Origin of the sequence: Aldersonia sp. NBC_00410 (assembly GCF_026342035.1) — a bacterium.
GTDB lineage: Bacteria > Actinomycetota > Actinomycetes > Mycobacteriales > Mycobacteriaceae > Aldersonia.
Genome location: NZ_JAPENM010000015.1, coordinates 1 through 21,968, shown reverse-complemented (window position 1 = coordinate 21,968; position 21,968 = coordinate 1). Strand labels below are relative to the sequence as shown.

Genomic DNA, 21,968 nt, shown 5'->3' with positions numbered 1-21,968 from the left:
GTCAACCTCGGGTCAGTACACCGGGCCGGTGTACTTCTCGCCCGGCCCCTTGCCCGGTTCGTCGGGATGTGCCGACGATTCGCGGAACGCCCGCTGCAGCGACTGCAGCCCCTCGCGGATCGGACCTGCATGTGGTCCGAGGTACTCGACCGACGCCGTGACCAGCCCGGCCAGCGCCGTGATCACCCGCCGCGCCTCATCGAGATCGCGGTGCGGGCTGTCGTCCGGATTCTGATCCGAGAGGCCGAGCTTCTCCGCTGCCGAGCTCATCAGCATCACCGCGGCACGACTGATTACCTCGACTGCGGGAATGTCGGCAAGCTCGCGGACCTGATTCGCGGTGGCCTGGCCTTCGGAAAGCGGGCCTTCGGAAAGCGGGTCTTCGGAAAGCGGGTTCCCGGAGAACGCGTCGTCTGTCATGGCATCGAGAATGACACTGCCCGTCGCACGCGTCGGCGGCAGCCCGCCCTCCGACGGCCGTCACCAGCATCGATTCGGATTTCGGCGGGGCGAACTGATACTCTGGCATGCACGACCGCCCCGGACCTCCCGGTTAGGGGCATCAAGTGGAGCCCGCCTCCCACCGCTGCAGCAGATATTACGGCTGGTCAGTGGTCCGGTCACCCGCGCAGGGCATTGCCCCGAGCTGCGGGTTTCTCTCGGTGCGCCGAGGGAATGTGGACAGCAACTTTGCTGTTGTTCACAGCGACCGGTCGGCAGCGGGCCTCGCTCGGTAACCACCGATGCGGGGCCTTCTTGTTGGGTGAGGATGGCCAGCTTGCTGCATGCGGTCACCGACAACGCCCTACCGAGGAGGCCCCATCAGCACTGAGACCCGCATCAACGATCGCATCCGTGTCCCCGAAGTCCGTCTTATCGGACCCGGCGGTGAACAGGTTGGGATCGTGCGTGTTGAGGATGCACTGCGCGTCGCGCTCGAAGCAGATCTCGACCTGGTCGAGGTTGCGCCGGACGCTCGTCCGCCGGTCTGCAAGATCATGGACTACGGCAAGTTCAAGTACGAGACGGCGCAGAAGGCGCGTGAATCTCGCAAGAACCAGCAGCAGACCGTCATCAAGGAGCAGAAGCTCCGCCCGAAGATCGACGATCACGACTACGAGACCAAGAAGCGCAACGTTGTTCGCTTCCTCGAAGCCGGTTCGAAGGTGAAGGTCACGATCATGTTCCGTGGTCGTGAGCAGTCCCGTCCCGAACTCGGTTTCCGGCTGCTGCAGCGTCTGGCTGCCGACGTCGTCGAGCTCGGGTTCGTCGAGACCTCCGCGAAGCAGGACGGCCGCAACATGACGATGGTGCTCGCACCGCATCGCGGCGCGAAGACGCGCGCGAAGGCGCAGGAGGGCACCGCGGCCCAGGGCGGACCCACTCCCGGGAGCCAGGCCGGCTGAACCGGTCCGGATCTGCAAGGCCAGACCGGCAATTGACCATTTGCCCGTACGAAGTACGACAAGCACGACAGAACTGAGGGACTCATGCCCAAGATGAAGAGCCACAGCGGCACCGCGAAGCGTTTCAAGGTTTCCGGCCGCGGCAAGCTGCTGCGTCAGCAGGCCAACCGCCGCCACCTGCTCGAGCACAAGTCGAGCCGTCGCACCCGGCGCCTCGACGGCACCGAGTCCGTGAGCGCCGCCGACACGCCGCGCATCAAGAAGCTGCTCGGCATCTGACCCGGCCGACCGCGTGCGCGGTCGCCTGAAACGACAAGCAAACCCAGGGGTGTCGGACACCCCGAGACGACAGGACTTTTCCAGTGGCACGCGTAAAGAGGGCCGTCAACGCTCAGAAGAAGCGCCGTTCGATTCTCGAGGCGTCCAGCGGCTACCGCGGCCAGCGGTCGCGGCTGTACCGCAAGGCCAAGGAGCAGCAGCTCCATTCGCTCGGCTACGCATACCGTGACCGTCGCGCGCGCAAGGGTGACTTCCGCAAGCTGTGGATCGCCCGGATCAACGCCGCGGCCCGGCTCAACGACATCACTTACAACCGCTTCATCCAGGGTCTGAAGGCCGCGGGTGTCGAGGTCGACCGCAAGATCCTCGCCGAGCTCGCGGTGTCCGACGCCGAGGCGTTCGCCGGCCTGGTCGCGATTGCCAAGGCCGCCCTGCCCGCCGATGTGAACGCGCCGAAGGACGGCGAAGCCGCCTGACCCCCTTCAGCGATTCGGAACGACCCGTGGACGTGCTCACCGAGCGCACGCCACGGGTCGTTTCGGCTGTAAAGCTGCATCGCGGCGCGCAACGCCGCAAGACCGGCGAATTCCTGGTCGAGGGCGCCAACGCGGTGACGGCGGCGCTGGCCGGCGGACATGTCGTCGAGCTGTTCTGCACCGGCGATGCGCATGCACGATATGGGCCGGTGCTCGATCAGGCTGCGACCGCAGGCGTCCGGATCTCGCGCGTGACCGACCGCGCCGCACGCGGTCTCAGCGACACCGTCACCCCCGCCGGGCTGGTCGCGGTCTGCCGGCAACTCGACGTCTCGATAGCAACGGCCCTTGCCGGCACACCGGCGCTCGTCGCGGTGCCGGTGGAGATCGCCGAGCCGGGCAACGCGGGCACCGTCATCCGGGTCGCGGATGCGGTCGGTGCGGATGCGGTGCTGCTCGCCGGGGACAGCGTCGACCCGCACAACGGCAAGTGCGTGCGCGCCTCCGCGGGCAGCGTCTTCCATCTTCCGATCGCTCGCGAGCGATCGATCGACACTGCGCTGTCGGCGCTGACCGAACGCGGGCTGCAACTGCTCGCCACCGCGGCAGACGGTGAGGTCGACCTCGATGACGCCGAGGACCTACTGCACGCACCGACCGCCTGGTTGTTCGGCAACGAGGCACACGGTCTCGCCGCCGAGGTCGCTGCGCGTGCGGACCACCGGGTGCGCATCCCCATCCGCGGGCGGGCGGAAAGCCTGAACCTTGCCACGGCGGCGGCGATCTGCCTGTACGAAAGCGCCCGGGCGCAGCACCGGCGGACAGAACCGGAAATGCCCGAAGGTCGCTAGCAGGCGATCGCCTAGGATTTGAATCCATCGACACCGAGTTCGGATTGCTGGTAGCCGAAGACAGGAGTGGCAGTAGTCGTGGCGCAAAACGACCCCGTGGAGCAGGTCGATTCCTCCGCGCTATCCGAGGAAGCACTGACCGCCGCCGCGGAGGCAGCCGAGAAAGCGTTCGCGGCGGCCGACACGCTCGACGCGCTCGCCGCCGCGAAGACCGAACACCTCGGTGACCGGGCCCCCATCGCGCTCGCTCGCCGCGCACTCGGCTCGCTGCCGAAAGCAGAGAAGGCGGATGCAGGCAAACGGGTGAACGTCGCCCGGAGCCGCGTCGCCGATGCCTTCGACGCACGCCGGGTCGTGCTGCTCGCCGAACGTGACGCCGCCGTGCTGGTCTCCGAGGCGATCGACGTGACCCTGCCTGCGCAGCGCCGGCCGCTCGGCGCGCGCCATCCGATCAGCGTGATCTCCGAGGAGGTCGCGGATGTCTTCGTCGCGATGGGGTGGGAGGTCGCGGAGGGACCCGAGGTCGAAACCGAGCACTTCAACTTCGACGCGTTGAACTTCCTGCCCGATCACCCTGCGCGCACGATGCAGGACACCTTCCACATCGCGCCGGAGGATTCGCGCCAGGTGCTGCGCACGCATACCTCGCCGGTGCAGGTGCGCACAATGTTGTCGCGTGAGTTGCCGATCTATGTGGTGTGTCCGGGTCGTACCTTCCGCACCGACGAACTCGACGCGACGCACACTCCGGTGTTTTCGCAGGTCGAGGGTCTCGCGGTGGACAAGGGTCTGACCATGGCGCATCTGCGCGGCACTCTGGATGCGTTCGCGCGCGGCATGTTCGGTCCCGATGCGCGGACTCGGATGCGGCCCAACTACTTCCCGTTCACCGAGCCCTCGGCCGAGGTGGACGTCTGGTTCCCGCAGAAGAAGGGCGGCCCCGGCTGGGTCGAGTGGGGCGGCTGCGGGATGGTGAACCCGAACGTGCTGCGTGCCTGCGGCGTAGACCACAAGGAGTACACCGGTTTCGCGTTCGGCATGGGCCTGGAACGCACCCTGCAGTTCCGCAACGGCATCTCCGACATGCGCGACATCGTCGAGGGTGACGTGCGGTTCACCCTGCCGTTCGGCGTGCAGGGCTGACGGCCGCTGCGAAGCTCCGGCCCGATACGAGCCTTTCCGACCACCGACTCGAGAGTGAGCGAAACCCCGTGCGAGTAGCGCAATCCTGGCTGACCGAGATCCTGCAGCGGGCTACCCCCGACTGGGAGGTGACGCCCGAGGAACTCGACGCCGGGTTCGTGCGCGTGGGCCTCGAGGTCGAGGAGATCGACACGGTCACCGAGATCACCGGTCCGCTCGTCGTCGGCCGGGTCGAGCAGATCACCGAGCTCACCGAGTTCAAGAAGCCGATCCGGTTCTGCCAGGTCATGGTCGGGTCCGGCGAGGGCGATGCCACCCGCGGGATCGTCTGCGGGGCGCGCAATTTCGCCGAGGGTGATCTGGTGGTCGTGGCACTGCCGGGGGCCGTGCTGCCCGGCGGCTTCGAGATTGCCACGCGCGAGACCTACGGGCACGTCTCCGACGGCATGATCTGCTCACTGTCCGAGCTCGGCCTGGGAAAGGACCATTCGGGCATCCACGTGCTCGAGCCGGGCATCGCCGAGCCCGGGACCGACGCGCTGGCGCTGCTCGGACTCGACGACACGGTCATCGAACTGAACATCACCCCGGACCGCGGCTACTGCTTCTCGGTGCGCGGGCTGACCCGCGAACTCGCCTGCGGCTTCGATCTCGAGTACCCCGACCCAGCGCACCCGCTGCTGTCCGCACACGAGGACGAGGCGTACCCGGTCCGGCTGCAGCCGGAGACCGGTGCGACGCGGTTCGCGATGCGCAAGGTGACTGGCATCGACCCGGCGGCGCGCAGTCCGTGGTGGCTGCAGCGCCGACTGCTGCTGTCCGGGGTGCGGCCGATTTCCCCGGCTGTCGATGTCACCAATTACGTGATGCTCGAACTCGGCCAGCCCTTGCACGCCTTCGACGCGGCCGCGGTGCGCGGCGAGCTGGTCGTGCGGCCGGCGAACGAGGGCGAAACCCTTACGACCCTCGACGATGTCGAGCGTGCGCTCGACCCCGAGGACGTGGTGATCGCCGACGACTCGGGGGCGATTTCGCTCGCCGGAGTGATGGGCGGTGCGAGCACGGAGGTGGGCGCCGAGTCCACCGACATCCTGCTGGAAGCGGCGACCTGGAACGCGCTCGCCATCTTCCGTACCGCGCGCAGACACAAGCTCACCTCGGAGGCCAGCAAGCGGTTCGAGCGGATCGTCGACCCCGAGGTGAACGTCGCCGCCCTGGATCGCGCGGCCACACTGCTCGCCGAGATCACCGGCGGTGTCGTCGAGCCGGTGCTGACCGACGTCCGGCTGCTGCAGGAGCCGGTGGGGTCGATCGCGATCGATATCGACCTGCCGGACCGCATCGCCGGTGTCGCCTACCCGAACGGTACGTCGGCGCGCCGGCTTACCCAGATCGGCTGTGCCGTGGAGGTCAGCGTCAGCGACAGCGGCCACGGTCAGCTGTCGGTGACCCCGCCGAGCTGGCGTCCCGACCTCGCCCAGCCCGCCGACCTCGTGGAGGAGGTGCTCCGGCTCGAGGGGTTGGAGCAGATCCCGTCGGTCCTCCCGCAGGCACCCGCCGGTCGCGGGCTGACCCCGGCGCAGCGCCGGCGCCGCGCCGTCACCCGCGCGTTGGCGTTCGATGGCTTCACCGAGGTTCCGCCGCCGGCGTTCCTGCCAACGGATGTTTTCGACGCCTGGGGACTCGACCCCGAGGATCCGCGTCGCCGCACGACCACGGTGGCGAATCCGCTCGAAGCGGACCGTCCGGAACTGGCGACCACATTGCTGCCCGGAATGCTCGAGGTCGCTGCCCGCAATATCGCGCGCGGCCGCCGTGACCTTGGGATCTACGGCATCGCACAGGTTGTCCTGCCGGGCGACAAGACGCGCGCGATCCCGCCGCTTCCGGTGGACCGTCGACCGACCGACGACGAGGTGGCCCTGCTGCTCGAGTCGTTGCCCGACCAGCCTGTCCACGTCTGCACGGTGCTGATCGGCCTGCGTGAGCCGCGCGGGCCGTGGGGCCCCGGCCGCGCCGCCGACGCCGCCGACGCGATCGCGGCTGCGCAGACCGTTGCTCGTGCTGCCGGCGTCGAACTCGAGTTGCGATCCGTGAGCCACCTCCCGTGGCATCCGGGCCGCTGTGCGGAACTCGTCGTCGACGGCGCGGTCGTCGGATACGCCGGCGAATTGCACCCCGCCGTGCTGGAGCGGATCGGCCTGCCCGCACGGACCTGTGCCATGGAACTGGATCTGGATGCGCTGCCCATCTCGGCGACGCGCCCGGCGCCGGTGGTGTCGAGTTTCCCGGAGGTCCTGCAGGACCTCAATGTGGTGGTCGAGCGCGCAGTGCCTGCCGCGGCGGTCGAGGCCGCGTTGCGCAGCGGCGCCGGCGAACTACTGGAGGATCTGCAGCTGTTCGACGTGTACGAGGGCGCGCAGATCGGCGAAGGCCGCAAGTCGCTCACCTTCGCGCTGCGGTTCCGCGCGGCCGACCGGACGCTGACCGAGGACGAGGCAAGCGCCGCCCGCGACGCGGCCGTCGCCGCGGCCGCGGACGCGGTGGGCGCGGCGATCCGGGCCTGACCGGTCGGGCCGGATCGCGCGGCTCGGTCCGCCACACCGGCGACCGATTGCCTAGGCTCACGCCCATGCCCGCATCCGTTGCGTTTCCTGCCGACGATTCGACCCGCAAGCTCGCCGAGCGCCTACTCGACGCGCAGGTCGCGTTCCACCTCGCCGAACTCGATGGCGAGCGCCTGTCCGCAGTGGTCGACCGTGACGTGCGCGAGGCCCTGCGGATCGCCGAAACGGTGACCGTGGCACAGGCACTCGACCGCGAACACGTCGTCGCCACGGTGCGCACCATCATCGATCTCGTCGGGGGCAGCGCGTTGCCCGTCGATCTCGCGGACGCATGGGCGGGCGCGCTCTACGACCTCGACGCCGCGGACGAGCACCGGCTCGGTGACGTGGTGGATCGCGAACAGGTGGACGCGCTCGTCGCCACGGTGCTGAGCATGCACACCCTGCATGAGCACGCGCTCGACCGGCTCACCGACAGCCCGTTGGTCGCCAGTGTGGCGACGAGCTTCTTCAACAAGATCGTCGGCGACATCGTGGCGCAGAACCGCGCACTCGCCGAAAAAGTGCCGGGGATGGGCTCGATGTTCTCCCTCGGCATGGGTGCGGTGTCGCGGGTGAAGAACGTGTCGGACCAGTTTCTCGGCGACGTCGCAGGAAAGGGCGCACAGTACGCGCTGCGCCGCCTCAACGGCGCGACGCTCGAACTGATTCGCGACGCTCCGCTGGCCGATGCCGCCATGCAGGTCTGGGATCTGCAGGCCGAGGAGCCGATGTCGGTGCTGCGTGAGTACCTGAGTCGCACCGAGCTCACCGAATTGATCGGTCTGATCGCCGAGTTGGCGGTGACCAGCCGGAACGCGGCCTATATCGATGCGGTCGTGGTCGAGTGGGTCGACGTGTTCTTCGCCCGGTACGGCGAGAAGACCGTCACGGCGCTGCTTGGCGAGGCCGGGGTTTCATCCGACGACCTGGTCGCCGAGGTGCAGCGGCACGCGCCGGGGATCGTCGCCGCAGCCAAAGCGGATGGGCGCCTCGCCGAATTGATCCGCGTGCGGCTCGCACCGTTCTACGCCTCGGATGAGGTGCTCGGGATGCTCGCGACCCGCGACGACTGAATGCGGCGCGGCTGCCACCGATAACCGGCTATGAATGAGCTTGCATCATGGTGCATAATCAACCGCATGGGAAATGGTAGTGGTGCGCTGCGCGTCGCCGTCGCCGGCGCGAGTGGTTATGCCGGTGGTGAGGTCCTGCGTCTGCTCCTCGGTCACCCCGCCTATCGCGAGGGCCGACTCGAAATCGGCACACTGACTGCGGGCTCGAATGCGGGCAGCACGCTGGCCGAGCACCACCCGCATCTGGTACCGCTCGCCGACCGGGTGCTCGCGCCGACGAGCATCGACGAGCTGCTGGGTCACGACGTGGTGTTCCTCGGGCTGCCGCACGGGAATTCGGCCGCGATCGCACAGCAGCTTCCGGACTCGACAGTGATAATCGACTGCGGCGCGGACTTCCGGCTCACCGATCCCGCCGCGTGGGATCGGTGGTACGGCGGCGAGTACGCGGGGAGCTGGCCCTACGGCCTGCCCGAGCTGCCGGGTGCGCGCGAGAAGCTCAGCGGCGCAACGCGGATCGCGGTGCCTGGTTGCTACCCGACCGCATGCAGCCTCGCGTTGGCGCCCGCGGTGGCCGCCGGGATCATCGAACCCCGGGTGAACATCGTCGCGGTGAGCGGCACCTCCGGAGCGGGCAAGTCGCTCAAGCCGCATCTACTCGGCTCGGAGGTAATGGGCTCGGTCAGCGCCTATGGGGTCGGTGGCGTACACCGGCATACCCCCGAGATTCGGCAGAACCTGTCCGCGATCGCTGGCACCGACGTCGCCGTCTCGTTCACCCCGGTGCTCGCGCCGATGCCGCGCGGCATCCTGGCGACGTGCACCGCCACGACCACGGTGACCGAGTCCGAAGCCCGCGCGGTCTACGAGAAGGCCTACGCGGATGAGCCGTTCGTGCAGGTGCTGCCGGAGAAGGTGTTTCCGCGGACGGGCTCGGTGATCGGATCGAACTCGGCCGCGATCGGCGTGACCGTGGACGCCGACGCGGGACTGCTGGTCGTGATCGCGGCGATCGACAATCTGACCAAGGGCACTGGCGGAGGCGCGGTGCAATCGATGAACATCGCGCTCGGCTACCCCGAGACCGACGGCCTTTCGACTGTAGGAGTGGCGCCGTGACCGCAGTGAATACCGAGCATCCGGCCGGCGAGGCGGGGCGCACGGTGTCGGGTGGACGGCTGCTGCGCACCCAGGGCGTGACCGCTCCGCTCGGGTTCCGGGCAGCGGGAATCGCGGCCGGCATCAAGGCGAGCGGCAAGCCGGATCTTGCGCTCGTGCTGAACGAGGGTCCCGAATACGCTGCGGCCGGGGTGTTCACCAGCAACAAGGTGAAGGCCGCGCCGGTGCTGTGGTCACAGCAGGTGCTCACAGCGGGGCGGCTGCGCGCCGTTGTGCTCAACTCCGGTGGCGCGAACGCATGCACCGGGCCGGGCGGATTCCAGGACACCCACCGCACCGCCGAGGAACTCGCTGCGGCACTGAGCAATTGGGGAACCGAGACCGGAGCCGGCGAGATCGTGGTCTGCTCGACCGGTCTGATCGGGGACCGGCTGCCGATGGACAAGGTCGTGCCGGGCCTCACCGAGATCGTGCACGAACTCGCGGGCGGTATCTCCGGCGGAACCGATGCCGCGTACGCGATCATGACGACCGACACCGTGCCCAAGGAAGCCGCGCTGCACCACGACAGCAAGTGGAATGTCGGCGGAATGGCCAAGGGCGCAGGCATGCTCGCGCCGTCGCTGGCCACCATGCTGTGCGTGATCACCACCGACGCAGTCGCGAGCGCCGAACAACTCGACCGTGCTCTGCGGGCGGCGACGCGGTTGACCTTCGACCGGCTCGACGTGGACGGCAGCTGCTCAACCAATGACACCGTGGTACTGATGTCGTCCGGCGCCAGCGGCATCGCGCCGGCTCAGGACGACCTCGACGCTGCCGTGTTCGCGGTCTGTGACGATCTCGCCGAACAGTTGATGGCCGATGCCGAAGGTGTCACCAAGCGGGTGCGCATCACAGTGAACGGCGCCGCCAACGAAGACGACGCCCTGGTCGCCGCCCGGACTGTGGCCCGCGACAGCCTGGTCAAGACGGCACTGTTCGGATCCGACCCGAACTGGGGCCGCGTGCTCGCCGCCGTTGGGATCGCACCGGTCGAACTGGATCCGCTACGAATCATCGTGCAGTTCAACGGTTCTCCAGTGTGTGTCGACGGCATGGGAGCACCGGGGGCGCGCGAGGTGGATCTGTCCGGCGCCGACATTCACGTCGAGATCGATCTCGGCGTCGGCGACGCCTCGGCGAGCATCCGGACCACGGATCTTTCGCACGGCTATGTCGAAGAGAACTCGGCGTACTCGTCATGACGTCGACCGGCCCCACCGCTCTCGGCGCCCTGACACCCGCCGACAAGGCCGGGGTGCTCGCCGAAACGCTGCCGTGGCTGCAACAGTTGCGCGACAAGATCGTGGTCGTCAAATACGGCGGCAATGCCATGGTCGACGACGAACTCAAGCGTGCCTTCGCCGCCGACATGGCGTTGCTGCGCACGGTCGGCGTGCATCCCGTCGTCGTGCACGGTGGTGGGCCGCAGATCAGCGCGATGCTGCAGCGACTCGGTCTCGCCGGCGAATTCCGCGGCGGATTCCGGGTCACCACGCCCGAGGTGATGGACGTGGTGCGGATGGTGCTCTTCGGACAGGTCGGTCGCGAATTGGTCGGTCTGATCAACGCGCATGGTCCGTATGCCGTCGGCATCACCGGTGAAGATGCCCATCTGTTCACCGCGACCCGTCGCACGGTGCTCGTCGACGGCGAGGCGACCGACATCGGCCTGGTCGGCGACGTCACCTCCGTGAACCCCGGTGCCGTGCTTGATCTCATTGCCGCGGGGCGTATTCCGGTCGTCTCCACAATCGCTCCGGACGCAGACGGCGTGGTGCACAACATCAACGCCGACACCGCCGCCGCCGCGCTCGCGGCCGGCATCGGGGCGGCGAAACTGTTGATGCTCACCGATGTCGAAGGCCTCTACACCGACTGGCCGAACCGCGAGTCGCTGGTGACCGAGATCGATACCGCGGCACTGACCCAACTCCTGCCCCGCCTCGACGCCGGCATGGTGCCCAAGATGGAAGCCTGCCTGCGCGCAGTGGAGGCGGGGGTCCCTTCCGCCCATGTGGTGGACGGCCGGGTGGCACATTCGGTGCTGCTCGAATTGTTCACCGGGCAGGGCATCGGCACCATGGTCAAACCGGCACCGGAGCCGGAAATCTCTACAGCAAAAGACTTTTCGGTTCGGATCGAATCACAGGGAGCCGTGCGATGAGCGCCACCGAACTCATGCAGCAGCGCTGGTCCGGCGCACTGATGAACAACTACGGCGTCCCCAAGGTCGCGCTGGTCCGCGGCCAGGGTGCCGTGCTGTACGACGCGGACGGCAAGCAATACCTCGATCTGCTGGGCGGCATCGCGGTCAACATCCTCGGACACGGCCATCCCGCGATCGTCGACGCGGTGACCACGCAGATGACCACTCTCGGTCACGTGTCGAACCTTTACGCGAGCGAACCGGCGATCGAACTTGCCGAGCAGCTGCTCGGACATCTGGGCGCGGAGGTCAGCGGTCGGGTGTTCCTGTGCAACTCGGGCACCGAGGCCAACGAGGCTGCCTTCAAGCTGGCGCGACTGACGGGTCGCCCGAAGATCGTCGCCGCCGAGAAGGCGTTCCACGGCCGGACGATGGGCGCCCTCGCGCTCACCGGCCAGCCGGACAAGCGGGCGCCGTTCGAGCCGATGCCGCCCGGCGTGCAGCACATCCCGTACGGCGATCTCGCAGCGCTCGATGCGGCGGTCGACGCCGATACCGCCGCAGTGTTCCTCGAGCCGATCATGGGCGAGAGTGGCGTCATCGTGCCGCCGGAGGGCTACCTCGCTGCGGCGCGACGGATTACGTCCGAGCGGGGAGCGCTGCTGTGCCTCGACGAAGTGCAGACCGGGATCGCTCGGACCGGCTGGTTCTACGCCCATCAAGCGGTCGGCATCGTTCCCGATGTGATCACCCTGGCCAAGGGACTCGGTGGCGGAATGCCGATCGGGGCGTGCATCGCGACCGGCGCCGCGGCGGAACTGTTCGCACCGGGCAAACACGGCACCACGTTCGGCGGGAACCCGGTGTGCGCGGCGGCGGCGTTGGCGGTGCTGCGCACGATCGCGAAGGAAGACCTGCTCTCGCGCGCCGACTCGCTCGGCAAGTCCATCGCCAGCGGGATCGAAGCGCTCGGTCATCCACTTGTGGACCATGTCCGCGGGGCGGGTCTGTTGCTCGGCATCGTGCTCACCGACGCCAAGGCGGCCCGGGTCGAGACTGCGGCGCGTGAGGCCGGCTATCTGGTGAATGCGCCGGCGCCGGACGTGATTCGGCTCGCGCCACCGCTGGTGCTCACCGACGAACAGGCCGAGGGTTTCGTCGCGGCCCTGCCCGCCATACTCGATGTTGCACTGCAGGAAGGTGAGTGACGTGTCCGGTAAGAGGCAGCTGCGGCACTTCCTCCGCGACGACGATCTGTCGCCGGCCGAGCAGGCCGAAATCCTCGATCTCGCCGCGGAACTCAAGGCGGCACCGTTCTCGCGCCGCCCGCTCGAAGGACCGCGCGGCGTCGGAGTGATCTTCGAGAAGAACTCGACCCGTACTCGGTTCTCGTTCGAGATGGGCATCGTGCAACTTGGCGGGCACGCGGTCGTGGTGGATGGTCGCACCACCCAACTCGGTCGCGAGGAGACGCTCGCCGATACCGGCAGGGTCCTCTCGCGTTATGTCGACGCGGTGGTGTGGCGGACGTTCGGTCAGCGCAGGCTGGACCAGATGTCTGCGGCCACAACGATTCCGGTGATCAATGCGTTGTCCGACGAGTTCCATCCGTGCCAGATCCTCGCCGATCTGCAGACCCTGCGGGAGCATAAGGGCGAGCTGCGCGGCCTGCGCCTGACCTACCTGGGCGACGGGGCGAACAACGTGGCGCACTCGTTGCTGCTCGGTGGGGTAACGGCTGGGATCGACGTCACCATCGCGGCGCCGCAGGGATTTGCGCCGCACCCAGGGATTCTTGCGGCGGCGCGGCAACGGGCGGCGGAGGTGGGCGCGAAGATCGTGCTGACCGATAATCCGGACGCCGCCGCCGACGGTGCCGATGTGCTGGTGACCGACACCTGGACCTCGATGGGACAGGAGAACGACGGTCTCGATCGTGTTCGGCCGTTCCGGCCGTTCCGGATCGACGCGGCCTTGCTATCCCGCGCCGACCCGAAGGCCGTTGTCCTGCATTGCCTTCCCGCGCACCGCGGCGAGGAGGTCACCGACGAGGTGCTCGACGGTCCGCAGAGCGTCGTCTGGGACGAGGCCGAGAACCGGCTGCACGCACAGAAGGCGTTGCTGGTCTGGCTGCTGGACAAGGCCGGGGGCGCGTCGTGAGCACCGCAGCGGGGGCCTCGGAACCCGAGCAGGCCGCGCTCGCCGTCGCATCGCAGCCGGCGACGACACGCGCGGGCCGGCAGGCCTGCATCGTGGAAATTCTGTCCACCAACGCGGTGCGCAGCCAGACCGAGTTGGCCAGGCTACTGTCCGAGCATGGGATCGAGACCACCCAGGCGACGCTGTCGCGGGATCTCGACGAGCTCGGCGCGGTCAAGCTACGCGCTCCCGACGGTGGAATGGGCGTGTACGTGGTTCCCGAGGACGGCAGTCCGGTGCGGGGCGTGTCGGGTGGCACCGACCGGCTCTCCCGGTTGCTCGGCGAATTGCTCGTGTCGACCGACGCGAGCGGCAATCTCGCCGTCTTGCGCACCCCGCCCGGGGCCGCGCACTACCTGGCCAGCGCGTTGGACCGGGCATCGTTGCGCGACGTTGTCGGCACGATTGCCGGGGATGACACCATTTTGGTGATTGCGCGCGAACCTCTGAGCGGCGCGCAGCTCGCCGCCAAGATCGAACAACTCGTCTGAGTGCGTCTGCACATCGGACATCGAAGAAGGAGCTGGAGCAATAATGACCGAACGTGTCGTCCTCGCCTACTCGGGCGGTTTGGACACCTCCGTGGCGATCAGCTGGATCGGTAAGGAGTCCGGCGCGGAGGTGGTCGCAATCGCGATCGATCTCGGCCAGGGCGGCGAGGACATGAACGTCGTGCGCCAGCGTGCGTTGGACTGCGGTGCGGTGGAGTCGGTCGTGATCGACGCCCGCGACGAGTTCGCCGACGAGTACTGCCTGCCGACGATTCAGGCCAACGCCCTCTACATGGACCGCTATCCGCTGGTCTCGGCGATCAGCCGCCCGCTGATCGTCAAACACCTCGCCGAGGCCGCGAAGCACCACGGCGCGACGACGGTGGCGCACGGTTGCACCGGCAAGGGCAACGATCAAGTCCGGTTCGAGGTCGGGATCGGTGCGCTCGCGCCGAACCTGAAGGTGCTCGCGCCGGTCCGCGATTATGCGTGGACTCGGGAGAAGGCGATCGCATTCGCCGAGGAGGAGAACCTCCCGATCAACGTCACCAAGAAGTCGCCGTTCTCGATCGACCAGAACGTGTGGGGTCGCGCCGTCGAGACGGGGTTCCTCGAGGACCTGTGGAACGCCCCGACCAAGGATGTCTACGACTACACCTCCGATCCCACGCTGAACTGGCAGGCGCCCGATGAGGTCGTCATCACCTTCGACAAGGGCAAGCCGGTCGCGATCGACGGTCGCCCGGTCTCGGTGCTGGAGGCGATCCAGGAACTCAACGCCCGCGCCGGGCGGCACGGCATCGGCCGCCTCGACATGGTCGAGGACCGGCTGGTCGGCATCAAGAGCCGCGAGGTCTACGAGGCGCCGGGCGCGATCGCGCTGATCACCGCGCACCAGGAGCTGGAGAACGTCACTGTCGAACGCGAGCTGGCGCGGTTCAAGCGCCAGGTCGAGCAGCGCTGGGGCGAGCTGGTCTACGACGGCCTGTGGTTCTCGCCGCTCAAGCGGGCGCTGGACGCGTTCCTCGCCGAAACCCAGCAGCGGGTCACCGGTGAGATCCGGATGATGCTGCACGGCGGTAGCGCTGTCGTGAACGGCCGGCGCTCCAACCAGTCGCTATACGACTTCAACCTCGCGACCTATGACGAGGGCGACAGCTTCGACCAGTCGCTCGCCAAGGGCTTCGTGCAGCTGCACGGCCTGTCGTCGAAGATCGCTGCGAAGCGGGACCTGGGCTTGTGAGTTCGAGCGGGCAGCAGCCCGGCGCGACCGTCACCGGCGCCCTGTGGGGTGGGCGGTTCGCGTCGGGCCCGGCGGCGGCGATGGCCGCGCTGAGCAAGTCGACGCATTTCGACTGGGTCCTCGCGCCGTACGACATCCGTGCGTCGAAGGCGCACGCCCGGGTCCTGCACAAGGCCGGCCTGCTCGATGACGCGGGGTTGACGGGCATGCTCGACGGCCTCGACCGGCTCGCCGCCGATGTCGAGTCCGGGGCGTTCGCGCCGGCGGAATCCGACGAGGACGTGCACGGCGCGCTGGAACGTGGACTGATCGAGCGCGTCGGCGCGGAACTCGGCGGCCGCCTGCGGGCCGGTCGGTCGCGCAACGACCAGGTCGCGACGTTGTTCCGGATGTGGCTGCGCGACGCGGTACGTCGCGTCGCCGCGGGTGTGCTCGACGTCGTCGACGCGATCACCATCCAGGCGGCATCGCATCCCGACGCCGTCATGCCGGGCAAGACGCATCTGCAGGCCGCGCAGCCGGTGCTGCTCGCGCACCACCTGCTCGCGCATGCTCATCCGTTGCTGCGCGATGTCGAACGCGTGCAGGACTTCGACAAACGTGCCGCGGTCTCGCCGTACGGTTCGGGTGCACTGGCCGGCTCGTCGCTCGGGTTGGACCCGGAGGCGATCGCCGCGGAACTCGGCTTCGACGGGTCTGCCGCGAACTCGATCGACGCGACCTCGTCGCGCGACTTCGCCGCCGAGGCGGCGTTCGTACTGGCGATGATCGCCGTCGACCTCAGCCGGATGGCCGAGGAAGTCATCCTCTGGAGCACACCCGAGTTCGGCTACGTCACGCTCGCCGATGCTTGGTCCACCGGATCGTCGATCATGCCGCAGAAGAAGAACCCGGATGTCTCGGAGCTCACCCGCGGCAAGGCGGGCCGGCTGATCGGCAATCTCACCGGCCTGCTCGCCACGTTGAAGGCGCAGCCCTTGGCCTACAACCGTGACCTGCAGGAGGACAAGGAGCCGGTGTTCGATTCGGTGGCACAGCTCGAGCTGTTGCTGCCGGCGATCGCGGGGCTGGTGTCGACGCTGACCTTCCACACCGCGCGGATGGCCGAGCTGGCGCCGGCCGGGTTCACGCTGGCCACCGATATCGCCGAATGGCTGGTGCGGGCGGGGGTACCGTTCCGGGTCGCGCACGAGGCAGCCGGTGCGTGCGTGCGCAAGGCCGAGGAGCGCGGGGTTGGGCTCGCCGAGCTCACCGACGACGAGTTCGCCGCGATCGACCCGGCGCTGACCGGAGCCGTTCGCGAGGTGCTGACCGTGCCGGGGTCGATCGCGTCCCGCGACGCGCGGGGCGGAACGGCCGGCGTGCAGGTCGCGGCCCAGCTCGGTGAGGTGCGGGCCGCAGCAACACGCCTGCGAACCTGGTTGGCGTGATCCGGTAGCGGGTAGCTTGGGTGAACGCAGCCCGGTCGGTACATACGGGCGGTGCCGGACAACGCGCGAATGGTGGGGAGTTTCGGTGGATTTGAGGACCGCGGCGCTGGCGATGCCGTTGCAGCGCATCGTTGCTACAGCACAGAACAGCCTGGAGGTGCTGAGGTTCGGCGGCCTCGACACCGGACAGACGTCATCGCCGTTCGAACTGGTCGAGCACCGGCCGATGTACCGGTTGCGCCGTTACTACCCGGATGAGGCACCGGGCAAGCGGCCCCCGGTCGTGATGGTTCCGCCGATGATGATGTCCGCCGACGTCTTCGACGTCACCATGGACCGCGGTGCGGCGGGTGTTCTCCACGACCAGGGCATCGAACTGTGGGTGGTCGATTTCGGCTCGCCTGCCATCGACGAGGGCGGCTGGGATCGCACCCTGGCCGACCACGTGGTCGCCGTGAACGAGGCGGTGGACTGCGTCCGCAAGATCACCGGCCGGGACGTGCATCTGGGTGGCTATTCGCAGGGTGGCATGTTCGCCTACCAAGCTGCCGCCAGCCGGCACACCAAGAATCTGGCCAGCGTGATCACGTTCGGCAGCCCAGTCGACATCATCGCCGGCCTGCCGCTGGGTATACCCGCCGGCGTGGCCACCCGCGGCGCCGAATTCTTCGCCGATCACGTGTTCAATCGCATTGCCGTCACCGACTGGATGGCCCGCACCGGGTTCCAGCTCCTCGACCCGGTTAAAACGGTCAAGTCCCGGATCGACTTCATCCGGCAGCTGCACGATCGCGACGCGCTGCTGCACAAGGAGGCGCAGCGCCGGTTCATCGAGCGCGAGGGCTGGCTGCCGTGGGCGGGTCCGGCAATCGTCGAGCTGCTCAAGCAGTTTGTCGTGCACAACCGTATGATGTCGGGCGGGTTCACGATCAACGATCAACTCGTCAGCCTCGCCGACATCACCTGCCCGATCCTGGCCTTCGTCGGCGAGGTTGACGACATCGGTCAGCCACGTGCCGTGCGCGGTATCCGCGAAGCCGCGCCCCGCGCCGACGTTTATGAATCACTTTTGCGTGCAGGGCATTTCGGGCTCGTCGTCGGCAGTGTCGCGGCACAGCAGACGTGGCCGGGCGTCGCCGAGTGGGTGCGCTGGCGCGAGGGAATGGGCGAGTTGCCCGTCCACATTCACGAAATGGACTACAAGAAGCGCAGCAACCGGAACGAATCGCCGCTGTCGGCGGGGCTGCGCGTCATGCAGACCGCGGCGTCGGCAGTGGCGGTCGGCGCCGACGTCGGTCGGGGCATCGCGGGACTGGCCGGCGGCGCGTTCCGTGGCACCGCCGACCTGACCGGCGAGGCGAGTCGGGCGCTGCCACGGTTGTTCCGGCTCGGGCAGATTCAGCCGCGCACCCGAATCTCGTTCGCGAGCATGCTGGCCGAGCAGGCCAAACGCGCACCGTCGGGCGTGTGCTTCCTCTTCGAGGACCGCGCGCACAGCTATCAGGCGGTTGCCGACCGGATCGACAATGTGGTGTGTGGCCTGATCGATTCCGGTGTGCGCCCCGCGCAGCACATCGGCGTACTGATGGAGACACGTCCAAGCGCACTCGCCGCGGTTGCTGCGCTGTCTCGGCTCGGCGCGGTGTCGGTGCTGTTGGCACCCGGTAGCGACCTGGCCGCGGCGACCGAACTCACCGGGATCGACACCATCGTCTCCGATCCCGACAATCTCGAGGCCGCGGCGGCAGTGGCGCGCAAGGTCCTCGTGCTCGGCGGTGGTGACGAACGTGAACTGAGCCTGCCGACGAACGAGCAGCTGATCGACCTCGAGCAGATCGATCCCGAAACGGTGCGTATACCCGGCTGGTACCGGCCGGACCGGGGCCTGGCCCGTGATCTCGCCTTCGTGCTGGTCAGCGGGTCCGGCCCCCGGCTGGCGGCGAAGAACGTGACGAACTACCGCTGGGCGCTCTCGGCCTTCGGGACCGCGAGCTCGGCGAACCTGGGTAGCGCGGACACCGTCTACTGCCTTGCGCCGCTGCACCATTCGTCCGGACTGCTGGTCAGCATCGGTGGCGCTGTCGCAGGCGGTTCGCGAATCGCGTTGTCGCGCAAGCTCGATCCCACATTGTTCTCCGAAGAGGTGCATCGCTACGGGGTGACCGTGGTGACCTACACGTGGACGATGATGCGCGAGATCATCGACTCCGATTCGTTTCGGCTCGAGCGCAGTCATCCGGTTCGGCTGTTCATCGGTTCCGGCATGCCCGTCGGACTGTGGCAACGCACAACAGATCGTTTCAAGCCTGCCCGGGTGCTCGAGTTCTACGCGTCCACCGAGGGTGACGTTGTACTGGCGAATGTCGGCGGCACGAAGGTCGGCTGCAAGGGCAGACCCGTCCCGGGGACCGCCGCGGTCGCGCTGGCCGCATACGACGCGCTGACCGGCAGGCTCATCGAGGACGAGAACGGATTCGTGCGCCGCTGCGAGGACAACGAGGTTGGCCTGCTGCTGGGCAAGGCCCCCAATGATGCTCCGCTGCCGCCCGGTGGCATGGCAGGCGTCTTCGCGCCTGGCGATGCATGGGTGCCGACCGAGAACCTGTTCTGGCGCGATTCCGACGGTGACTACTGGCTGGTGGACGCGCGCGACACCGTCATCAAGTCGCCGCGTGGCCCAGTGTTCACGCAACCCATCGTCGACGCGCTCGGCGAGCTGCCGCAGGTCGACCTCTCGGTGGCCTACGGCGTGGGCCCGGAGGATCGGGAACTGGCGGTCGCCGCGGTGGCCCTGCGACCAAATGCCTCCCTCGATTCCGAGCTGGTGACCCAGACGTTGCGCGGACTGATCCCGGCGCAGCGGCCCGGAGTCGTGCAGGTCGTCGACAGCATCTACGTCGGCTCGTCGTTCCGGCCGTCCGCGGCGACACTGAAGGCGCTCGGCCTGCCCGAGCCGGGGCCGAACTGCTGGTACTACGACCCGGCCGATGGCGCGTATCGCGAGCTCACCGAGGATTTGGCGAAGCAACTGATGACCGGGAGTGTGGCCGGCTGACGTAAGGTGCGGATCGTCGCAGACGGCAGACGTCGGATGGACATCGAGACGATCGATCGAAGGGACACGCTGCAGTGGAATCGGGCACGGTAGTCGACGACGCGTTGTTGGGAATTCTCGCGTGCCCGCAGGACAAGGGCCCGCTGCTGCTCGTGGCGGACGGCGGCGACTCGGTCCTGTACAACCCGCGGCTGCGCGTTGCCTACCCGATCGAGTCGGGGATACCCGCGCTGCTCGCCGACGAGGCGCGTGCCGTGACCGACGACGTTCAGCACGACGACTACCTCGCGCGCGGCCGGTCGGCTCCCGGTCCGGAGGACGAGTCCTAACCGCGGTTGGCAGATGTCGGACGCGGAGTTGCTGGCGGTCGATCCACTGACGGCCGCGCAACGCCTGCTCGGTGCGATCGTGCGAGTCGACGAGGTGGTGCTGCGGATCGTCGAGGTCGAGGCCTACGGTTCCGATCCGGCCGGCCCGTGGCCCGATCCCGCTGCGCACTCCTATCGCGGTCCGAGCCGCCGCAACGCGGTGATGTTCGGTCCGCCGGGCCGGTTGTACGTCTACCTCAGCTATGGCATGCATCTGTGTGCAAACGTCACCTGTGGTCCGGACGGGACCGCGGCCGCGGTACTGCTGCGCGCCGGCGAGGTCATTGAAGGAGGCGCGACGGTACGGCGCCGCAGACCTGCTTGCCGTGCCGACACGAAGCTCGCATCCGGCCCAGGAAATTTCGGCAGCGCACTGGGAATCCTGTTGTCGGACTATGGGACCGCACTGTTCGAGTCCGATTCGCGGGTGCGGCTGGAGCTAGGTGGGGAAGTGCGCTGGGCCAGCGGCCCACGGGTCGGGATCAGTGTCGCGGCGGATCGGCCCTGGCGGCTGTGGTCGCCGGAGTCCGGAGCGGTTTCTGCCTATCGACGTAGCCCTCGTGCACCCGTCGCGGGAGGTGCGGGAAAATCGAGTACGTGACCGACAACAACACCATCGATATCGTCGACGAGCTGACCTGGCGGGGACTGATCGCGCAGTCCACGGACCTCGATGCGCTCCAGGACGCCACCAAGGCCGGTCGGGTGACGCTGTATGCCGGGTTCGATCCGACGGCGCCCAGCCTGCACGCCGGGCACCTCGTCCCGCTGCTCACGCTGCGGCGCTTTCAGCGGGCCGGTCATCGCCCGATCGTGCTGGCCGGCGGTGCCACCGGATTGATCGGTGATCCGCGCGATGTGGGTGAGCGGACGATGAACGCTTCGGACACGGTCGCCGAGTGGGCGACGCGGATCAGATCGCAGCTCGAACGGTTCGTCGACATCGCCGACGATCCGGCGGGTCCGGGCACGGGCGCGGTCCTGGCGAACAATCTCGACTGGACCGGCCAACTCGGCGCGATCGACTTCCTGCGCGATATCGGCAAGCACTTCTCGGTCAACGTCATGCTCGCTCGCGACACCGTGCGCCGCCGTCTGGAGGGCGAGGGCATCTCGTACACGGAATTCAGCTATATGTTGTTGCAGGCCAACGACTTTGTGCATCTGCGCCGCGAGTACGGCTGCACGCTGCAGGTGGGCGGTTCCGATCAGTGGGGCAACATCATCGCCGGCGTGGAGTTGAACCGCCGGCTCGACGGCGAGCATGTGCACGCGCTCACGGTGCCGCTGGTGACCTCGTCGGACGGCAAGAAGTTCGGCAAGTCGACCGGTGGCGGCAGCCTGTGGCTCGATCCCGAGATGACCAGCCCCTACGCCTGGTACCAGTACTTCGTGAACACCGCCGACGCCGACGTCATCCGGTACCTGCGCTGGTTCACGTTCCTGTCGGCCGAGGAGATCGCCGAACTCGAGACCGCGACCACGGACCGCCCGCATGCCAGGGAAGCGCAACGGCGACTCGCCGCGGAGATGACGACGCTGGTGCACGGCGAGCAGAACACCAAGGCAGTCGAGCTCGCGAGCCAGGCGCTGTTCGGCCGCGCCGAACTCACCGACCTCGATGAACCGACGCTCGGGGCGGCATTGCGCGAGGCCTCGGTCGCCGAGCTCGCGCCCGGCGCACCCACGACGATCGTCGACTTGTTGGTGACCACTGGACTGTGCGAAAGCAAGGGAGCGGCTCGTCGCGCGGTGAAAGAGGGCGGTGCGTCGGTCAACAACCAGCGGGTTTCGGCCGAGGATTGGCAGCCGGCGGATGCCGACTACCTGCACGGACAGTGGCTGGTGGTCCGCCGCGGCAAGCGCAACTTCGCCGGCGTTCGTCGCGTCGATGCGTGAAAATCGGCGTGCCGTGAGTCACATTCGTGTAATTCGTCGGCAAGCCCGCTGTCGCGCAGCTCTCTGACCTGTGGCGATGCAGGGCCAAACCGCTCCTGACATGCGGATTTGACGTTGCGTTTTCGGTGCCGTAACT

At 68.0% G+C, this 21,968-nt stretch carries 20 protein-coding genes; 19 read left to right on the top strand and 1 reads right to left on the bottom strand.

Annotated features, from left to right (window positions below; genetic code table 11):
• Positions 1 to 12: 12 nt before the first annotated feature.
• A complete protein-coding gene (locus OG921_RS25110) occupies positions 13 to 420 on the bottom strand; it encodes a DUF1844 domain-containing protein (RefSeq protein WP_266115271.1) in 408 nt (135 codons plus the stop codon).
• Positions 421 to 785: 365 nt separating this feature from the next.
• On the opposite strand from OG921_RS25110, the gene infC reads away from it, so the two are divergent.
• From infC to tyrS, 19 genes are all read left to right on the top strand, one after another.
• Entirely contained in the window at positions 786 to 1,406 is a 621-nt protein-coding gene (gene infC, locus OG921_RS25105) for a translation initiation factor IF-3 (RefSeq protein WP_266115270.1), read from the top strand.
• An 84-nt stretch (positions 1,407 to 1,490) separates the two neighbouring features.
• On the top strand, positions 1,491 to 1,685 hold the full coding sequence (rpmI, locus tag OG921_RS25100) for a 50S ribosomal protein L35 (RefSeq protein ID WP_266115269.1): 195 nt from the start codon (positions 1,491 to 1,493) through the stop codon (positions 1,683 to 1,685).
• An 83-nt stretch (positions 1,686 to 1,768) separates the two neighbouring features.
• A complete protein-coding gene (gene rplT / locus OG921_RS25095; RefSeq protein ID WP_266115268.1) occupies positions 1,769 to 2,161 on the top strand; it encodes a 50S ribosomal protein L20 in 393 nt (130 codons plus the stop codon).
• Positions 2,162 to 2,187: 26 nt separating this feature from the next.
• Positions 2,188 to 3,012, top strand: coding sequence for an RNA methyltransferase (locus OG921_RS25090; protein ID WP_266115267.1), 825 nt, complete (start codon positions 2,188 to 2,190; stop codon positions 3,010 to 3,012).
• Positions 3,013 to 3,090: 78 nt separating this feature from the next.
• Positions 3,091 to 4,155 (top strand): phenylalanine--tRNA ligase subunit alpha, encoded by a 1,065-nt coding sequence (gene pheS / locus OG921_RS25085; RefSeq protein WP_266115266.1) that lies wholly within the window; start codon positions 3,091 to 3,093, stop codon positions 4,153 to 4,155.
• A gap of 68 nt (positions 4,156 to 4,223) precedes the next feature.
• The gene (gene pheT, locus OG921_RS25080) at positions 4,224 to 6,722 is read left to right on the top strand and encodes a phenylalanine--tRNA ligase subunit beta (RefSeq protein ID WP_266115265.1); all 2,499 of its coding nucleotides are present in this window, start codon (positions 4,224 to 4,226) and stop codon (positions 6,720 to 6,722) included.
• A gap of 65 nt (positions 6,723 to 6,787) precedes the next feature.
• Positions 6,788 to 7,837, top strand: coding sequence for a hypothetical protein (locus OG921_RS25075; protein WP_266115264.1), 1,050 nt, complete (start codon positions 6,788 to 6,790; stop codon positions 7,835 to 7,837).
• 66 nt (positions 7,838 to 7,903) lie between these two features.
• Positions 7,904 to 8,956, top strand: coding sequence for an N-acetyl-gamma-glutamyl-phosphate reductase (gene argC / locus OG921_RS25070; RefSeq protein WP_266115263.1), 1,053 nt, complete (start codon positions 7,904 to 7,906; stop codon positions 8,954 to 8,956).
• Between the two features lie 44 nt (positions 8,957 to 9,000).
• Complete coding sequence (argJ, locus tag OG921_RS25065) at positions 9,001 to 10,203, top strand: bifunctional glutamate N-acetyltransferase/amino-acid acetyltransferase ArgJ (RefSeq protein ID WP_266115332.1); 1,203 nt, start codon at positions 9,001 to 9,003, stop codon at positions 10,201 to 10,203.
• On the top strand, positions 10,200 to 11,165 hold the full coding sequence (gene argB / locus OG921_RS25060) for an acetylglutamate kinase (RefSeq protein ID WP_266115262.1): 966 nt from the start codon (positions 10,200 to 10,202) through the stop codon (positions 11,163 to 11,165). Before argJ ends, argB begins: the two co-directional genes overlap by 4 nt.
• Entirely contained in the window at positions 11,162 to 12,355 is a 1,194-nt protein-coding gene (locus OG921_RS25055) for an acetylornithine transaminase (RefSeq protein WP_266115261.1), read from the top strand. The genes argB and OG921_RS25055 overlap by 4 nt, the downstream gene beginning before the upstream one ends.
• A complete protein-coding gene (gene argF, locus OG921_RS25050; protein ID WP_266115260.1) occupies positions 12,330 to 13,307 on the top strand; it encodes an ornithine carbamoyltransferase in 978 nt (325 codons plus the stop codon). Before OG921_RS25055 ends, argF begins: the two co-directional genes overlap by 26 nt.
• The gene (locus OG921_RS25045) at positions 13,304 to 13,837 is read left to right on the top strand and encodes an arginine repressor (RefSeq protein ID WP_266115259.1); all 534 of its coding nucleotides are present in this window, start codon (positions 13,304 to 13,306) and stop codon (positions 13,835 to 13,837) included. The genes argF and OG921_RS25045 overlap by 4 nt, the downstream gene beginning before the upstream one ends.
• Positions 13,838 to 13,880: 43 nt before the next feature.
• Complete coding sequence (locus OG921_RS25040; protein WP_266115258.1) at positions 13,881 to 15,080, top strand: argininosuccinate synthase; 1,200 nt, start codon at positions 13,881 to 13,883, stop codon at positions 15,078 to 15,080.
• Positions 15,077 to 16,510, top strand: a complete 1,434-nt coding sequence (gene argH, locus OG921_RS25035; RefSeq protein ID WP_266115257.1) for an argininosuccinate lyase — start codon at positions 15,077 to 15,079, stop codon at positions 16,508 to 16,510. Before OG921_RS25040 ends, argH begins: the two co-directional genes overlap by 4 nt.
• 85 nt (positions 16,511 to 16,595) lie before the next feature.
• A complete protein-coding gene (locus OG921_RS25030) occupies positions 16,596 to 19,565 on the top strand; it encodes an AMP-binding protein (RefSeq protein WP_266115256.1) in 2,970 nt (989 codons plus the stop codon).
• 74 nt (positions 19,566 to 19,639) lie between these two features.
• A complete protein-coding gene (locus tag OG921_RS25025) occupies positions 19,640 to 19,894 on the top strand; it encodes a Trm112 family protein (RefSeq protein WP_266115255.1) in 255 nt (84 codons plus the stop codon).
• A gap of 13 nt (positions 19,895 to 19,907) precedes the next feature.
• Positions 19,908 to 20,534, top strand: coding sequence for a DNA-3-methyladenine glycosylase (locus OG921_RS25020; protein WP_266115254.1), 627 nt, complete (start codon positions 19,908 to 19,910; stop codon positions 20,532 to 20,534).
• Positions 20,531 to 21,832, top strand: a complete 1,302-nt coding sequence (gene tyrS / locus OG921_RS25015) for a tyrosine--tRNA ligase (RefSeq protein ID WP_266115253.1) — start codon at positions 20,531 to 20,533, stop codon at positions 21,830 to 21,832. Before OG921_RS25020 ends, tyrS begins: the two co-directional genes overlap by 4 nt.
• Positions 21,833 to 21,968 lie beyond the last annotated feature (136 nt).

Excerpts from the sequence above, each read along its gene's own strand:
- OG921_RS25110 (WP_266115271.1), bottom strand. The coding sequence starts at position 420 with ATGACAGACGACGCGTTCTCCGGGAACCCGCTTTCCGAAGACCCGCTT.
- infC (WP_266115270.1), top strand. The coding sequence starts at position 786 with ATGCGGTCACCGACAACGCCCTACCGAGGAGGCCCCATCAGCACTGAG.
- rpmI (WP_266115269.1), top strand. The coding sequence starts at position 1,491 with ATGCCCAAGATGAAGAGCCACAGCGGCACCGCGAAGCGTTTCAAGGTT.
- OG921_RS25075 (WP_266115264.1), top strand. The coding sequence starts at position 6,788 with ATGCCCGCATCCGTTGCGTTTCCTGCCGACGATTCGACCCGCAAGCTC.
- argC (WP_266115263.1), top strand. The coding sequence starts at position 7,904 with ATGGGAAATGGTAGTGGTGCGCTGCGCGTCGCCGTCGCCGGCGCGAGT.
- argB (WP_266115262.1), top strand. The coding sequence starts at position 10,200 with ATGACGTCGACCGGCCCCACCGCTCTCGGCGCCCTGACACCCGCCGAC.
- OG921_RS25055 (WP_266115261.1), top strand. The coding sequence starts at position 11,162 with ATGAGCGCCACCGAACTCATGCAGCAGCGCTGGTCCGGCGCACTGATG.
- argF (WP_266115260.1), top strand. The coding sequence starts at position 12,330 with ATGTTGCACTGCAGGAAGGTGAGTGACGTGTCCGGTAAGAGGCAGCTG.
- OG921_RS25040 (WP_266115258.1), top strand. The coding sequence starts at position 13,881 with ATGACCGAACGTGTCGTCCTCGCCTACTCGGGCGGTTTGGACACCTCC.
- OG921_RS25020 (WP_266115254.1), top strand. The coding sequence starts at position 19,908 with ATGTCGGACGCGGAGTTGCTGGCGGTCGATCCACTGACGGCCGCGCAA.